The 15,548-nt window shown below is 64.4% G+C and carries 15 protein-coding genes; 10 read left to right on the top strand and 5 right to left on the bottom strand.

Annotated elements, in window-relative coordinates; all coding sequences use genetic code 11:
* Positions 1 to 8 precede the first annotated feature (8 nt).
* A complete protein-coding gene (locus K369_RS19245; protein ID WP_036295910.1) occupies positions 9 to 842 on the top strand; it encodes an SDR family oxidoreductase in 834 nt (277 codons plus the stop codon).
* 533 nt (positions 843 to 1,375) lie between these two features.
* The gene (locus K369_RS19240; RefSeq protein WP_156967981.1) at positions 1,376 to 1,774 is read left to right on the top strand and encodes a hypothetical protein; all 399 of its coding nucleotides are present in this window, start codon (positions 1,376 to 1,378) and stop codon (positions 1,772 to 1,774) included.
* Between the two features lie 101 nt (positions 1,775 to 1,875).
* Here K369_RS19240 and K369_RS19235 read toward each other — a convergent pair whose 3' ends face one another.
* Positions 1,876 to 3,741: an alkaline phosphatase family protein gene (locus K369_RS19235; RefSeq protein ID WP_036293387.1), complete on the bottom strand. Its 1,866-nt coding sequence runs from the start codon at positions 3,739 to 3,741 to the stop codon at positions 1,876 to 1,878.
* 390 nt (positions 3,742 to 4,131) lie between these two features.
* On the opposite strand from K369_RS19235, the gene K369_RS19230 reads away from it, so the two are divergent.
* From K369_RS19230 to K369_RS19220, 3 genes are all read left to right on the top strand, one after another.
* On the top strand, positions 4,132 to 4,944 hold the full coding sequence (locus tag K369_RS19230; RefSeq protein WP_036293386.1) for a uridine kinase: 813 nt from the start codon (positions 4,132 to 4,134) through the stop codon (positions 4,942 to 4,944).
* 8 nt (positions 4,945 to 4,952) lie between these two features.
* A complete protein-coding gene (locus K369_RS19225; RefSeq protein WP_036293385.1) occupies positions 4,953 to 5,786 on the top strand; it encodes a molybdenum storage protein subunit alpha in 834 nt (277 codons plus the stop codon).
* 238 nt (positions 5,787 to 6,024) lie between these two features.
* Positions 6,025 to 6,654, top strand: coding sequence for a hypothetical protein (locus tag K369_RS19220; protein ID WP_036295907.1), 630 nt, complete (start codon positions 6,025 to 6,027; stop codon positions 6,652 to 6,654).
* Positions 6,655 to 6,662: 8 nt separating this feature from the next.
* Here the strand turns inward: K369_RS19220 and K369_RS19215 are convergent, their stop codons facing one another.
* Both K369_RS19215 and K369_RS19210 read right to left on the bottom strand, forming a co-directional pair.
* Positions 6,663 to 8,096: an MFS transporter gene (locus K369_RS19215; RefSeq protein WP_036293383.1), complete on the bottom strand. Its 1,434-nt coding sequence runs from the start codon at positions 8,094 to 8,096 to the stop codon at positions 6,663 to 6,665.
* Positions 8,093 to 9,223 carry a cobalt-precorrin-5B (C(1))-methyltransferase gene (locus K369_RS19210; protein ID WP_036293381.1) on the bottom strand — a complete coding sequence of 377 codons (1,131 nt, stop codon included), beginning with the start codon at positions 9,221 to 9,223 and terminating at the stop codon, positions 8,093 to 8,095. The genes K369_RS19215 and K369_RS19210 overlap by 4 nt, the downstream gene beginning before the upstream one ends.
* 95 nt (positions 9,224 to 9,318) lie before the next feature.
* On the opposite strand from K369_RS19210, the gene K369_RS19205 reads away from it, so the two are divergent.
* The 3 genes from K369_RS19205 (at position 9,319) to K369_RS19195 (ending at position 12,281) form a co-directional block, all read left to right on the top strand.
* Complete coding sequence (locus K369_RS19205) at positions 9,319 to 9,870, top strand: YbhB/YbcL family Raf kinase inhibitor-like protein (RefSeq protein ID WP_198033161.1); 552 nt, start codon at positions 9,319 to 9,321, stop codon at positions 9,868 to 9,870.
* 3 nt (positions 9,871 to 9,873) lie between these two features.
* Entirely contained in the window at positions 9,874 to 10,851 is a 978-nt protein-coding gene (gene cbiB, locus K369_RS19200; RefSeq protein WP_084570740.1) for an adenosylcobinamide-phosphate synthase CbiB, read from the top strand.
* 167 nt (positions 10,852 to 11,018) lie between these two features.
* Complete coding sequence (locus K369_RS19195) at positions 11,019 to 12,281, top strand: polyhydroxyalkanoate depolymerase (protein WP_084570739.1); 1,263 nt, start codon at positions 11,019 to 11,021, stop codon at positions 12,279 to 12,281.
* Between the two features lie 53 nt (positions 12,282 to 12,334).
* Here K369_RS19195 and K369_RS19190 read toward each other — a convergent pair whose 3' ends face one another.
* Positions 12,335 to 13,012 (bottom strand): DUF938 domain-containing protein, encoded by a 678-nt coding sequence (locus K369_RS19190; protein ID WP_036295897.1) that lies wholly within the window; start codon positions 13,010 to 13,012, stop codon positions 12,335 to 12,337.
* 43 nt (positions 13,013 to 13,055) lie between these two features.
* The gene (locus K369_RS19185; RefSeq protein WP_036293375.1) at positions 13,056 to 14,099 is read right to left on the bottom strand and encodes an alpha/beta fold hydrolase; all 1,044 of its coding nucleotides are present in this window, start codon (positions 14,097 to 14,099) and stop codon (positions 13,056 to 13,058) included.
* A gap of 212 nt (positions 14,100 to 14,311) precedes the next feature.
* Between K369_RS19185 and K369_RS19180 the strand changes: the two genes are divergently transcribed.
* Together K369_RS19180 and msrB are read left to right on the top strand one after the other, a co-directional pair.
* Entirely contained in the window at positions 14,312 to 14,620 is a 309-nt protein-coding gene (locus K369_RS19180; protein WP_018267453.1) for a YdhR family protein, read from the top strand.
* Between the two features lie 246 nt (positions 14,621 to 14,866).
* Positions 14,867 to 15,271: a peptide-methionine (R)-S-oxide reductase MsrB gene (msrB, locus tag K369_RS19175; RefSeq protein WP_036295894.1), complete on the top strand. Its 405-nt coding sequence runs from the start codon at positions 14,867 to 14,869 to the stop codon at positions 15,269 to 15,271.
* The last annotated feature ends 277 nt before the right edge of the window (positions 15,272 to 15,548 follow it).

The following is a 15,548-nucleotide window of genomic DNA, read 5'->3' as shown; positions in this document are numbered from 1 at the left end:
AGGCAATCATGGCGAAGACGATTTTGGTAACTGCAGCGACGGGTACAGTGGGCCAACACCTGGTCCCGAGACTGCTCGCCCTTGGGCATCGTGTAAAAGCGGCGTCGCGGAGCGGCTCAAGTGGCCAGCACAACTCGGTCGTGCTCGATTTCGCAAAGCCGGAAACCTTTGAAAGTGCTCTGGCCGGCGTTGACGCTGCCTACATCGTGATTCCCACCGGAACCGCGGATCCCTTGGCGCTCGCTGGCTTCATCAACGCTGCCGCTGCCGCCAGTGTTAAGCTCATTGTGCAGACGGCTATCGGTGTCGACGCCAGCGAGGACATACCCTATCGCAAGCTGGAGCGACTCGTCGAAAAGTCCGGCGCGCCCTATGTCTTGCTGCGCCCGAACTGGTTCTTCGACAATTTCCATCACTATTGGCTCAAAGGTATCCTCGATCACGGGTTGATTGCCTTACCCGCCGGTGACGCCAGGACGAGCTTGATCGACGCACGAGATATTGCAGACGCCGCGATCACCGCTTTGACGACTTCGGAACATGACGGACAGGCGTTTACGCTCACGGGCTCCGAAAGCGTCAGCTATGGTGAGGCCGCCGAAATACTCTCCGCCGTGTTGCGCCGCCCCATCCGCTATGAAGCCGTCGACACCGCAGGCTTCCTAGACTTTGCTGCAAAGTCCGGGCTTTCCGAAGGGCATGCGCAGATGCTTGCGTCGATCTTTTACCCTGTTGCCCAAGGCTGGACGAGCGCCGATAGCGGAGAGACCGCACGCCTCACTGGGCGTCCACCTCGCCGATTTGTCGACTATCTCGCTGATAACGCTTCGCGCTTCCGCTAAGAGGGACCCCGGTTCAGGCCTTTCGGGCGCAAGAGACTGGCGGGCGATGATCTCCACATTTTGGGGTGACAACGTCGGATATCGACACCGGCGCTTCGCAGCCAACTGTCAGCTAAGTCCTAACTTAGGCCCGCCGGAAGCTGCCTCGAGCAAGTTATCGATCCAGGATCGACGTCACCCACACGTCGTCAATTGCCCGATGGCTCGATTATTCCAAACTGCTGCATGGCCGAAAGCAGGCAGAACAATCGTCGAGCTCGGCTATGCGGCATGAAATCAGGAATGTCCGCTCATAGCGCATCCGCGAAATTCGACATGCCCGCCGCCACTCTGCCGCCCCCTTGCCCAATCGCTGGCCAAGGCGGGCGAAATCGTCTAGTGTGCCGGTACATTCGAGAGCGTGAACGCTTTTGAAGGGTTCTCGGCGTCGTAATATCGACGCGGTTTCGAGCGTGTGCGCCGTTCAACGTAATTTCCAAAGGTCCGGGCGGGGAACGTCCGAGGCGACGTTTCATAGACGAAAGGATGAGGCCATGCGGCTTGCTGCGGCGATCTTCGCCACTTGCGTATCTTTTTCCGCACTGGCGCTCGAATTGCCCGCCGCATCCCCGGCGGATATGGCGCCCGCCGCCGTCGCCCAGCTCGACGTCCGCGTCCCCGAGACCGCTCCGGTCGCCGATGTCGCGCCTCTTCCGCCCGTGATCGAACGCGCGGTCGTCGCGCGGCCGGCGCCGGCCGCCACGCATCGCAAGGTCAGGCGCATCGCTAGGCGGCCCGGCGCGCTCGCGCATCATTCGGCGCCGCCGCGCCGCCACATGGAAGCGCGCGCGCCGCTGCTTCCGACGCCTGTGGCGGAAGCGCTGCGTCCCGCCCCGCGGCGTTGCGACACCATCGCCTGCCCTCGCTTCGTGCTCGTCGGCGTCGGCTTCTGAAGAGAAGCAACCTCACGAAATGACGCGGCCGCGCCCGATAGGCGCGGCCTTTTTTCGTTTCATGAGGCCGCGTCGCTGCGGACGCGGCCTCCACTCATGCTTCAGCGGTCACGGCGGTGATCGTGATGGCCGTGATGGTCGTGATCATGATCGTCGTCGTGGTCGCGATCGGCGAAGACGAAGAGATCGACGAGATCGCCGATCGCCGGCCGATTGGCGGGAATATAGGGATTCTCGCGCGAGGGAATCGGATTCGGCAGATTGTCGCGGCTGAGATGCGAGACCGTCGGCAGCTTCCAGTTCCGCTCGATGAATTTCAGCAGCGAGACATGGTCGTAATAAGTGTGGTCGACATAGCCCTTCTTGGCGTAGGGCGAGACCACGATGAGCGGAATGCGCGTGCCGTCGCCGAAGAAGTCCACCGGCTGAATATAGCCCGAATCATAGTAGCCGCCGCCTTCATCCGTGGTGATGAAGATCGCGGTCGAGTCCCAGGCGGAGGAGTTCTGCACGCGCGCGATAAGCGTCTTCAGGAATTGCTCGTAGAGATGGCTGGTCGAATCGGCAGGATGCGCGGCGAAGGCCTCGAAGGGACGCACGAAGGAGACGGCCGGCAGCGCGCTGTCGGTCAGATCCTTCAGGAAAGCGCCATAGTTCTGCAGCTTGGCGTATTCGCTCGTCGTCATCACCTGCAGATAGCCGGTGAGCGGATCGCAAATGCCGCAATAGGCGTGGAAGGGCGCACCGCCGGCGACGGGGAAATTCACGCCATCGACCGAATTGGCGAAGACGGTGGAATCGTCGCCGCGATCGGCGCTGTAATATTTCCACGACACATTATGCGCGGTCAGCACATCGACGATGGTCGAGGCCTTCTGCGGCGGCAGGGTGAACTTCGTCGCGCCGAGCGTGCGCGTCACCGAGGGCTTCTCGTTCCAATACATGTTGTAATTGTTGACGAGATAGTAATGCCCCGGCGCGCATTTGCGCTCATAGGTCCCGTTTTTGCGCAGCTGCTGATCGACAGCGGCGACGCCCGGCTGCGAGAGATCATGGCAGTTCACATAGGAGCCGCCGCTATAGCCGTCCTGTGTGTAATAATTATTCGTGCCGCTGACCGGATCGGGATTCTCGATCTGATTGACGGGCGGCGTCGCGGGCGAGCCGTCGAGACGCGCGGGATCGGTATAGAAGGCCGCATGGCCGGTGACGATCGCCTGGAAATTGGCGCCCGTGCCGCCCATCACCGCCTGATGAAAATTGTCGCTGATCGCATAAGAATCGGCGAGCGATTTGAAATAGGGCGCGTCGCCGGTCTGCGCGACGCCATGCGCATCCGTATAGGCGTTCATGTTGAAGAAGCCCATGGAGATCGCGCCCTCCTTGGGATCGAAGCCGGCGGGGGGCTTGCCGTTGGAGCCGGTGCCGATCGTCTTCTCCACCCAGACGAATTTGTCGAGCTTGCCGCCGTCCCACTGCTGCCACATCTGGAAGAAGCGATGCACGGGGTCGCCGGTGTAGGCGGCGTAGGAGACATATTTGCTGATCTGATAAGGCCCGTTGGGCAGATCGGTCGGGAAGCGCGTATCCGGTACGCCCTGGGGAACGCCGGCCGCATAAGTGGTGTAGGGCTGCGGCAGCGTGGCGTAGGCGCCGGTCGAAGGCGTCACCACCTCATAATGATGGAGATCGGAGCCGATGTTCTGCGCCGCCTCGGAGAAATGCGGGCCGGGCGTTCCATCCGCCTTGATGATGCCCTTGCTCAGCAGATTGTCGACGCTCTGACCGGCGACGGGACGATAGCCGCCGAAGAGATTGTCGAATGTGCGATTCTCGCCGACGACGATGATGACATGCTTGATCGGCGTCCGCGTGGACGAATCCGCCTTGGCGACGATCGCGATCGACGTCGCGGTGAGCGCCGTCGTCGCGAGACAGGCGCTCTTCAAAAGCAGACGTATGTTCATGTGGCCCTCGCATTTTCAAAGGAAAAACACTTTTCCAATCTCGAGGCCGGCGCTCGCCGTGAGCGTCGCGGCATGCCAAGCTAGCGACGCCCGATCTCAGCGCGATGGCTGCGCAATGAAGCTACGATGACTGCGGCCGCTCGTTCGGACTTCGCGCGCCGAGGCGCGGCGTGCGACTTTGCCGCATGCTTGACGCGCCCCGCTCCGCGACTAGCTGACAGTCGAGAAATGCGCGTTTTTCGTTGTTTTTTCCGACAAAGTAGAAGAGGTCGGAAATTTGCGGCTTTCCCGCCAAGCACGCACCGTTTTCGCATATTGCGAGACTCTTCGACGCGTTCTACCTACACGCATGTAGTCGACGACAGCAGCAAATGACGAAAGGCGTCACTGATGGCACATACGACAGCGGAGCTCGAGGCGATCCTCATGCAGCGCTCGCTCACCGACGCGGAACTTCTCGCGGCGGCGGACAAGGCCGATGATTTTCGCATCCTGCCGGACGCGTCGGTGATCAAGATCGGCGGCCAGAGCATCATCGATCGCGGCCGCTCGGCGGTCTATCCGCTCGTCGATGAGATCGTCACCGCGCGCAAGGCGCATCAGATGCTGATCGGCACGGGCGCCGGCACGCGCGCGCGTCATCTCTATTCCATAGCGGCGGGCGTCGGCCTGCCGGCGGGCGTGCTGTCGCAGCTCGGCGCCTCTGTCGCCGATCAGAATGCCGCGATGCTCGGCCAGCTGCTCGCCAAGCATGGCATTTCCGCGGTGGAAGGCGGCGGCCTCTCGGCGGTGCCGCTCTATCTGCAGGAGGTCAACGCCGTCGTGTTCAGCGGCATGCCGCCTTATAATCTGTGGATGCGTCCGGCGGCCGAAGGCGTCATTCCGCCCTATCGCACGGATGCGGGCTGCTTCCTCATCGCCGAGCAATTCGGCTGCAAGGCGATGATCTTCGTCAAAGACGAGCAGGGCCTCTTCACCGCCAATCCCAAGACCGACAAGAATGCGAAATTCATCCCGAAGATCACGGTCGATGAGATGAAGGATCAGGGCCTGCAGGATTCGATCCTCGAGTTCCCGCTGCTCGATCTGCTGAAATCCGCGCGTCACATTCGCGAGGTGCAGGTCGTCAACGGCCTCGTCCCCGGCAATCTGACCCGCGCTCTTTCTGGAGAGCATGTCGGCACCATCATCACCGCGAGCTGAGACGGATCATGACCCATACCTACAACATCAAGCATGTCGCCTCTCCGCTCGCGCGGCAGACCCTTCTCGACTCCGAGCTGACGCGGCCCGTCGCCGGCAAGCGTCCGATCCGCGTGCTGCCCTGGCTGCAGGTGGTGAAGATCGGCGGCCGCGCCATCATGGATCGCGGCGCCGAGGCGATCCTGCCGCTGGTGGAGGAGATCCGAAAGCTCATGCCCGAGCATCGGCTGCTCTTCCTCACCGGCGCCGGCGTGCGTGCGCGCCACCTCTATGGCGTCGGGCTCGATCTCGGCCTGCCGGTCGGCTCGCTGGCTCCGCTCGCCGCGAGCGAGGCCGGGCAGAACGGCCATATCCTCGCCTCGCTGCTCGCGCCGGAGGGCGTCTCCTATATCGAGCATCCGACCATCGCCAATCAGCTGGCGATTCACTTGAGCGCGACCCGCGCCGTGGTGGGCAGCGCCTTTCCGCCCTATCACCATCACGAGTTCCCGGGCTCGCGCATTCCGCCGCATCGGGCCGACACGGGCGCCTTTCTGCTCGCCGACGCCTATGGCGCCGCCGGCCTCACCATCGTCGAGGATGTGGATGGCCTCTACACGAGCGATCCCAATGGCCCGGACGGCGAGAAGGCGCAGCTCATCCGCGAGACGAGCTTCTCCGAGCTCGCCGATCACAAGGGCGCGCTGCCCTTCGACCGCGCCATGCTCGAGGTGATGGCGACCGCGCGCCATATCGACCATGTGCAGATCGTCAACGGCCTCGTCCCCGGCCGCCTCACCGCCGCTCTGCGCGGCGAGCATGTCGGCACGATCATCCACACGGCGGCGCGCCGGAACAGCTGAGACGCCGCGCATCATGTGAATGCGCGTGATCGAGGAAAAGACCGGCCGAGCGGCGTGACGCGCCGCTCGGCCTTTTTCATTGCGCCCGCCGCGTCGAACGTCGCGACGGGCGCCGCTGTGCTCCAACGCACAGACGCGGCCACTACGCGCGGTCTCAATGACGCGATGCTGTCCATTTCACATGGCTTTCGACGGGCGGCGCGATTTTTTGATTTCCATATTCGAAAAGGAAAGCACCATGTCGCTGACATCTCGCGTCATCGCGATTCTCGAAGGCGCGACGGTCGCGCGCATTCGGTTTCGTTTTCCCGTCGCCGGAAGCAATGTGACGATCGCGCCGCAGACTTTTCAGCGTGTCGCGCGCGCGATCCGCGCCGGCGCCGTCCATGTCGCCGTTCCCACCGATCTCCCGGCGGGCGTCGCCGCACAATACAATGACGTCGCGCGCACCCGCGCCGATGGGACGGTAGTGGCGGCCAACACGCTCGAGGTGAATACGACGGCGGGCCGCCTCGACGCCAGCTACGTCGTCCACGAGAGCCTGCATTGCGCCTATGATCTTTTGCGCACGGGGATCGACGGCAATTCGGAGGAGGCGTCCGCTTATGTCTGCGCAGCGCTCTATTGCCGCATGACCGGCCTGCCCAAGCCGCGCTGGGTGGGTCCCGGCATCTACGCGCAGGCGGAGAAGGTGGCGCAGGGGCTGCTCGCGCATTATCAGCGCGGCGACGTCGCCGTGCCGACGGTGGGGCTCACGGAATGGGCCGCGCTCCGCCTATCGGTGGCGCTGCATCCGGTCTATCCAGCCGCCGCGCCGGGCGGTTTCTCGGGAATATTGACCGGCGCGCAATATACGCATGACGGGTGAAGAGGCTCTCACCTCTCCCGGTGCAAATCTCTCTCCTCCATTCGCGCCAGGAAGAAGAAGCACAAAGCAATGAACATCGCGCCGATCAGAAACGCCGTGCGGAAGGTCTCGCGCAGCGCTTCCACGCTCGCTCCGGCGACGAGCGCGCCATGGCCGGCGCCGATGACGATCGCGCCGATGATCGCCACGATCAGCGCCGACCCCAGCTGACGCGAGAATTGCATCACCGCCGTCGCCGTGCCGAGATTATGCCCCGGCGCCGCGCTCTGCACGCAGACGGTCGTCACCGGCAGCATGGCTCCGACGCCGAAGCCGACGATCGCCAGCAGCGCATCCAGCGCCGCGAGCGGCAGATCGGCGAGAAATTGCCGCGCAATGAGCAGGGCGACGAAAGCGAGCGCGAGCGCCGCCAGCGGCGGCGCCTTGTAATGGCGTAGACGGCTGAGCAGCCGTCCCGAGGTGGCGGCGCCGGTCACTGTCGCCACGGTGAGCGGGATCAGCGCGAGGCCGGACTGGTCGGCGGAGAGGCGCAGCGCGCCCTCGAAATATAGGGGCATGTACATCGTCAGCGCGACGAAGGTTCCGAGGCCGAAGCCGCCCGCGAGAATGGCGTTGCGAATGACGTCGTCGGCCAGCACGGCGAGCGGGATCAAAGGCTCCTCGGCCGTCTTGGTGCGCCAGGCGAAGATCGCCCAGCCGGCGAGCGCCGTGGCGATCAGCGCGAGAATGGGGGGCGAGCCCCAGGGATAGCGCACGCCGCCCCAGGAGAGCGCGAGCAGCGAGGCGACGGAGGCGATGATGAGCAGCGTCGCGCCGCCGATATCGACGCGATGCGGATGGCGGCGCAGCGGCAGCCGCGCCAGCTTGAAATAGGTCATGAAAAAAGCCGCGAGGCCGAGCGGCAGATTGATCCAGAAAATCAGCGACCAATGCAGATATTCGGCGAAGACGCCGCCGAGGATCGGCCCGCCGACGCTGGCGCCGGCGAAGACGATCGAGAAATAGGCGAGGGCGCGGCCGCGCTCGCGCAGGCTGACGAGATCGGCGATGATCGTCTGCGCCAGCGCGATGAGCGCGCCGCCGCCCGCGCCCTGCGCCGCGCGCGCGATGGCGAGCCAAGTGAGATTCGGCGACACGGCGCAGGCGACGGAGCCGAGCACGAAGGTGCTGATGCCGATCAGCAGCATCACGCGCACGCCGTGAATATCGGCGAGCTTGCCATAGAGCGGCGTCAGCGCGGTGGCGGCCACGAGATAGGCGGTGACGATCCAGGGCAGATGCTCGAAATCGCCGAGATCCTGGCCGATCGTCGGCAGAGCGGTGGCGACAATGGTCTGGTCCAGCGCCGACAGCAGCATGGCGAGGCCGAGCCCGATCATGATCTGCAGCATCTCGCCTCTGGTCAGATCGGCGCGCGAGAAGCCGGCGGCGGGCTTGTTCACTTTTGTCGGTCCTCTCCACGAATGGCTGGGCGAAAGCCCGAGCGTGCGAGCACGGCGCCGTCGCGGCCGACGACGATGATCTCGAGCGCGGTCGCCGGATTGGCGAGCGCCGCGGCGGCTGTGTCCCATGCGCGACGCGCGATCGGCGCGGCGAGGTCCACTCCCGCGGCGCGGGCTGTCGCCTGCGCCTCCAGCGCGCTATTGGCCTTTTCGATCGCCGCGCAGAGCCCCTCGCCGGCGCCGGCCTTGCGGGCGGTCGCCGCGAGATCGGGTAGATCGATCGAGGAGCGGCTGGAGTGAAGATCGAGCCGCCCCTGCGCCAGCTTGGTCAGCTTGGCGAAGCCGCCGGCGATGGTCACGCGCGGGACCGTATGCTTGCGCAAATATTTCAGCAGGCCGCCGGCGAAGTCGCCCATCTCGATCAGCGCCTCCTCCGGCAGGCCGTAGAGCTTGCGCACGGCGTCCTCCGAGGTGGAGCCGGTGGTCGCGGCGATATGGTCGAGGCCGCAGGCGAGGGCGACGTCGACGCCGCGGTGGATGCTGTCGATCCAGGCGGAGCAGGAATAGGGCACCACGATTCCCGTGGTGCCGAGAATGGAGAGCCCGCCGATAATGCCGAGCCGTCCGTTGAGCGTCGAGCGGGCGAGCTCCTCGCCATTCTCCACGGAAATCTCGATTTGCGCATCCGCCGGCGCGCCGAGCTCGGCGGCGGCTTCCGCTATCGCCTGCCGCATCATGGCGCGGGGAACGGGGTTTATGGCCGGCTCGCCCGGCGGCAGCGGCAGGCCGGGGCGCGTCACCACGCCGACGCCGGGGCCGGCGGCAAAGCTCACCCCTGCGCCCGCCGGCGCGCGGCGGACCTTTGCTCGGATCAGCGCGCCATGGGTGATGTCGGGATCGTCGCCCGCATCCTTCACCACGCCGGCCTCGGCATAGCCCTCGCCGCGGGTGAATTGCGCGAGCGCGAAGGCGACGCGCCTTCCACCCGGCAGGCCGATCTCCACCGGATCGGGCGGCTCGCTCCCCGAGACGAGCGCGACAAAGGCCGCCCGCGCCGCCGCAGTGGCGCAGGCGCCGGTGGTCCAGCCGCGGCGCAGCGGGGGTTTCGTCGAATCCGCGTCTGTCATGGGCGACACATAAACCGCATTCTCTCCGCGCGACACTGCGCGCGCTTTGGACTAGAAGTAGCCTCCCATACCGAGCAGCGAGACAGGGGGCCGAAATGACGCGCAATCTCCTCGATTTTCACATTCTCCTCGCGCCGGCGGAGGCCGCAGGCGGCGGCTTCTCGCTGTCCAGCCCGGATATCGCCGAGGGCGCGGCCATCGATCGCAAATTCGTTTTCGACGATTTCGGCGGGACGGGCGACAATGTCTCGCCGCAGCTGAATTGGAGCGAGCCGCCGGCCGGAACCAAGAGCTTCGCGCTCTTCTGCCACGACCCGGACGCGCCGACCGGCGGCGCCGGCTTCTGGCATTGGCTCGTCGTCGATATTCCCGCCTCGGCGCGCGCGCTGGCGCAAGGCGCCGGAGCGGCGGGCGGCGCAGGCCTGCCCGCGGGCGCGAAGCCGATCCGCAACGATTACGGCTTCTCGCATTGGGGCGGTCCTTGCCCGCCGGTCGGCGATCCGCCGCATCGCTATGTCTTCACTGTCTATGCGCTGAGCGTCGAGAAAGTGGAGGCGCCGGAGGGCGCGACGGCTTCGCTCGTCGGCTTCATCGTCAATCAGAATGTCCTCGCCAAGGCGAGCCTCACCGGCCTCTACGGCCGCTGAGCCTTGCTCGCTGCTCTCGCGGATAATCTGGCGCTCGCCGCGCTCGGTCTGTCGATCGAGGCGGCGATCGGCTATCCGCAATGGCTCTTCGCGGCGATCGGCCATCCGGTCACTTGGATCGGCGCGCTGATCGCGACGCTGGATCGCTCGCTCAATCGCGATGGCGCGCCGCCTGCGCTGCGCCGTCTCGCCGGCGTCGGCGCGATCCTGCTCATCGTCGCCGTCGCTTTCGCGATCGGCCTTCTGCTGCAGGCGGCCTGTCTCGCTCTGCCTTTCGGGATTGTGCCGCTGGCCGTGCTGACCTCGAGCCTCTACGCTCAGCGCAGCCTCTATTCGCATGTGAAGGATGTGGCGGAGGAGCTCGATCGCTCGCTCGAGCGCGGCCGCGCCAGCGTCGGAAAAATCGTCGGCCGCGACGTCTCGCGGCTGGACGACGCGGGCGTGAGCCGGGCGGCGATCGAAAGCCTCGCCGAGAATTTCTCGGACGGAGTCATCGGCCCGGCCCTCGCCACGGTCTTGTTCGGACTGCCCGGCGCGCTCATATACAAAAGCGTCAATACGGCCGACAGCATGATAGGCCATAGGACGATGCGACACCAAGCGTTCGGTTGGGCGAGCGCCCGATTGGACGATCTCCTCAATCTCCCGGCCGCGCGCCTCTCGGCGGCGCTCATCGCCACAGGCGCAGCAATGACGGGAGGCTCCTTCCGGGCCGCGATCTCGACCTGTCTGCGCGACGCGGGCGCGCATGCCTCGCCCAACGCCGGCTGGCCGGAGGCGGCGATGGCCGGCGCCCTGGATTTGCGGCTGGGCGGCCCGCGCGCCTATGGCGCGCATGAGGTGAAGGGCGCCTGGCTCGGCTCCGGGCGCAGCGAGGCGACGCCGGCGGATATTCGCCGCGCCTTGCGGATTTTCAGCTGCGCCGCGGCGACGGCGATCTGCGCTTTCGCAGGCGCCGCTCTGGTGATGCTCAGTAATTGAGCAGATTAGCTGGTGCTTGGGCGGGTGGAGTGAAAAATTTTTGGCGCCTAGCGCAAAACATCACCAGATTTCATTTCAGGAGACATTGACTATGCTATAATTTCTTTTTTGTGCGTCGCAGCACAGCTCGAAGAGCGGCCGCTGCGCATGAAGGGGAGCGTGGAGAGATGGACCGGATATCGTACCAGTTCTATGAGATGATGCATCTGGCTTTCGCCCCGGCGCGGGCGATGTCGGACGCTACTCTCACGACCTTCAAAAATCCGTTCAATCCCTTCTCGCATACGTCGGTAGGGCGCAGCGTCGCGGCGGCGGCGGAATTGTTCGAGCGCATGACGCGCCGCTATGGCAAGCCGATCTTCGACCTTCCCGAGACGCTGATCGACGGCGTGGCGACGCCCATCGTCGAGGAGGTGGTGTGGGAGCGGCCCTTCTGTCGGCTGCTGCATTTCCAGCGAATCTTCCAGGGCGAGGCGCCGCGCCAATCCAAGCTGCTGATCGTCGCGCCAATGTCCGGCCATTACGCCACTCTGCTGCGCGGCACGGTGGAGGCCTTTCTGCCGAGCCATGACGTCTACATCACCGATTGGTCCGACGCGCGTGCTGTGCCGACCGAGAAAGGCGTCTTCGGCCTCGACGATTATGTCGATTATCTCATCGACGCGCTGCGCTTCCTGTCGAAGCGCGACGATGGCGTTCCCTTGCATACGCTCGGCGTCTGCCAGGCGTCCGTGCCGCTCGTCTGCGCCATAGCGGCGCTGGATGGCGAGGGCGGCGTCGACGCCCCCGAATCCATGGTGCTTATGGGCGGGCCGATCGATCCGCGCCGCAGCCCGACCGCGGTCAATCGTCTCGCCGTGGAGCGCGGCGTCGACTGGTTCCACCGCAATTGCATTCATTCGGTGCCCTTTCCGCACGCCGGGCTCGGGCGCAAGGTCTATCCGGGCTTTTTGCAGCTCTCGGGCTTCATGGCGATGAATCTCGAGCGCCATGTCGCCGCGCATTTCGATATGTTCAACCATCTCGTCGAGGGCGACGGCGATTCCGCCGAGAAGCATCGCGACTTCTACGACGAATATCTCGCGGTCATGGATCTCGCCGCCGAGTTCTATCTCGAGACGGTCGAGAAAGTGTTCATCCGCCACGAGATTCCGCAGGGTGTGCTGCGTCATCGCGGCGAGATCATCGATCTTTCGGCCATACAGCGCACCGCGTTGCTGACGGTGGAAGGCGAGAAGGACGATATCTCCGGCGTCGGCCAGACCTACGCCGCGCAAGAGCTGTGCGCCAATATTCCAGACGTCCGCAAGCAGCATTATCTGCAAGAGGGCGTCGGCCATTACGGCGTCTTCAACGGCTCGCGCTTCCGCCGTGAGATCGTTCCGCGCATCCGCGATTTCTTTGCGCGGGTGGAGACCTATTCCAGCTGAGCGGCAGGCGTTTCTCCCCGCGCGTTTCGCGGCGGGGAGAAGCGTCGAAATCGTCAGGCGCGGCCGAAGATCAGGATGAAATTATTGGCCGGAAGATCGAGGATCTTCTTCAGCGCGATTCCATGCGGCGCCGCCGCCTTCTCGAGGTCCCGTACGTCCTTCAGCCCCCATTCGGAGACCTTGGCGGCGAGGATTTCCTTGTCGAAGGCTTCATTGGAGGCGGTCGTATATCCGCCCTCCACCTTGAACGGGCCATAAATGGCGACGAATCCGTCCTTGGTCAGCAGCTTCGCCGCGAGCTGCGCAATGCCGTCCGCTATGGAGACGGGCGCGACCTGGAACAGATTGACGACGAAGATCACGTCATAGAGGCGATCTTTCGCATCGGGCCAAGTCTCGGATTTGGTGAGATCGATCTTCAGCGGATCGGCGACATTGGCGGCGCCCGCTTCGGCGCGCTTGGCTTTGATCGTCTCGAAGACATCCGCGTCGTAATCGGAGGGCTGCAGGAACAGCTCCTTGAAGTGCGGCGCGAAATAATTGATGTGATTGCCCGCGCCGCTGGCCAGCTCGAGCACATTGCCGCTCTTTGGAAAAATCTCCTTGAACACGTCGAGGATCGGATCGCGATTGCGATTTCCCGCCCAGGCGACATAGGGGCTGAGCGGATAGGGATCGATCGGCGGACGGTCGGCGGGAACGACGACGGCCTCTGCGGTGACGTTCGACATTGCATGCTCCTCCATTACGCTCGCACAGGGAATTCGCGCGCCGTCAGGCGCCGAGCAGCTCGGCGAGATGACGATCGATCGCCGCATTGTAGGCGGCGTCCGCTCCGAAGAGGGCGAGATGGCCCCAGGACGACGACACGCGGCGCAATCGGCTATTGGGAATGAGCTTCTGCTCGGCCTCTATGTCGGCGAGCGGGAAGAAGCCGTCCTCGTCGATGGCGATGACCGTTGTGTCGGCGCGAATTCGTCCGAGCGCCGCCGAAAGATCGCCATTCGCGCCGCGCGAGACATCGGCGTCGCGCCACTTGCGCAGCAGCAGAAGAAGATTGTTGGGGTCCTGCGGCAGGAAGTGATTTTCGACGAAGCCGGTGACGAAATCATCCGTCGTCGTGAAGCCCAGCTCCGCAAAGCCGCGCCTGTTGTAGAGCGCCGGCGAGAAGCCGGAGGCCGCGAAGACGCGCGCATGTCGGCGCAGGCCGCGATGGACGCGAGAGGCGCTCTCGTACCAGCCTTCCTCGAAGGCGGGATCGGAGGCGATCGCATCGATGAATGTCTGCACCAGCAGACGATTGTGCGGCGTGCCGCGCGCGAGGCCGGCGATGGGCGCGGCGCGGCGCACGGCCTCGGGAAAACGCACGGCCCATTCATAGGTCTGCTGCGCGCCCATGGAGCCGCCGAGCACGAGGGCGAGGCGCTCGATTCCGAATACCTCCGTTACAAGACGATGCTGCGCGCGCACGTCGTCGGCGATCTCCACCTCGGGAAAGCGCGCGGCGCCGAAAGGCGCGCGCGTGTTGCTCGGCGAGCTGGAGAGGCCGGCGCCGATCTGATTGACCAGGATGATGAAATATCTTTCTGGATCGAGCGCGCGGCCGGGGCCGACGTAGGCGAGCTCGAGGATTTTCGACGAGCCGGAATACCAGCTCGGAAACAGCACGGCGTTGTCGCGCGCCGGCGAGAGCGTTCCAAAAGTGGCGTAGGCAATCTCGAGGTCGCGAATCTTCTCTCCGCTCACGAGATCGAAATCGCCGAGCGAATGCGTCTCGAAAGGGCCGTGGATCTTTTGCGAGTAGTAAGCCTCGGTCACGCATGCCTCCGCATCGGGTCGCGCAGAGGCTGCTAAATCATATCGAAAAGATCAAGAGATAAAAATTGGGCAGGCGAATTGTCGCATATAAAACAAAAACGTCATATTGCTATGCTGCCGCTGTGATGAAATTACCATTGTTAGACTAGTGGGATTATGATTTTAATTGCCGCCGAATGCGCGTGAGGCGCGAGAGGTTCGCGGAGGCCGGCATGGGTGAGAAGATATTTCTCTACGCGGAAATTCAGGTGTCGATTCCTTTCGAGCAAATCCCCTGGAAAGAGATCGATGTCGCGATGAAGAAAAATCCCGGCATAAAGAGCAAGACTTGGCTCAGCGGGATCAACACCAACACCATCGGCGGCTTCTACGAGTTCGACTCGCTCGAGAACGCCAAAGCCTACGCCACGGGCTATCTCGCCGAGGCGGCGCAGCAGCTCGGCGGCTCGCTGACGGTGCGGCTCTACAATGGCGATGTCGTCGCCGAGGCCAGTAAGGCGATCTACTCGCCCTTCTACTAAAGATGCGCCGCTCGCGAGGTCGAAGGCCGCGAGCTTCGCGGCCTCCGCGCCCGAGCATGCTTCTCTCGCGCCGCGCGCGAGACATCATAGATTGCGCCATGTCCATAGAAGGCGGCCCGCGGGGCGCCGCGCTTTTCCGCATGGAATCGCCCCACTGGCGCGGAAACGATCTTCTCCGTGACGCCTGGTCCCGATAAGCTTCGTCATGTCGCCGGCGGCGAACCGAACGCTTTCGAGGAGGACGCCATGACCAGCGGAGATCAATTCCCCGTCACCCGCACCGAGGAGGAGTGGCGCGCGCGCCTCACTCCCGATCAATATGTCGTCATGCGCCGCCACGGCACCGAGCCGCCGGGCAGCTGCGCGCTCGAGCATGAGAAGCGCCCTGGGGTGTTCTCCTGCGCCGGCTGCGATCAGCCGCTCTTCGCCACGCGGCAGAAATTCTCGAGCGGCTCGGGCTGGCCCAGCTTTTTCGATCCGCTCGACGGCTCCATCGCTACCTCCGTCGATCACTCCCACGGCATGACCCGCACAGAGGTGCATTGCAGCCGCTGCGGCTCGCATCTCGGCCATGTCTTTCCCGACGGCCCGCCGCCCACTGGCCTGCGCTATTGCATCAATGGCCTCGCCCTGACTTTTTTTCCCGAGTGACGGCGGGTAGGCGCTATCCCATTCGTCTTGCGACCCTCCCCTCCCCCGCTCGAAGGGGTACGGGTGGGCCGTGGCGACGATCCAATGCAGGCTCCCACGCTCCTTTCGATCGGGGCCGCCGGCGTGGTCGGCCTGATTTCACGCTCGAGCCCTTGCATTTTAACCGCATTGAGTGAAGAGCCGTCGGCGTCATGCGCGTCGTGAAGATCGATATCACACGCTCCGATCGGATAGGCAAAGGGTGGGCGATCGGTCCCGGCTATTCGAATATGCGAAG

This window comes from Methylosinus sp. PW1 (genome assembly GCF_000745215.1).
Taxonomy (GTDB): Bacteria; Pseudomonadota; Alphaproteobacteria; order Rhizobiales; family Beijerinckiaceae; genus Methylosinus.
Note: the sequence above shows the minus strand (reverse complement) of the source record. Positions and strands in the feature narration are given on the sequence as shown.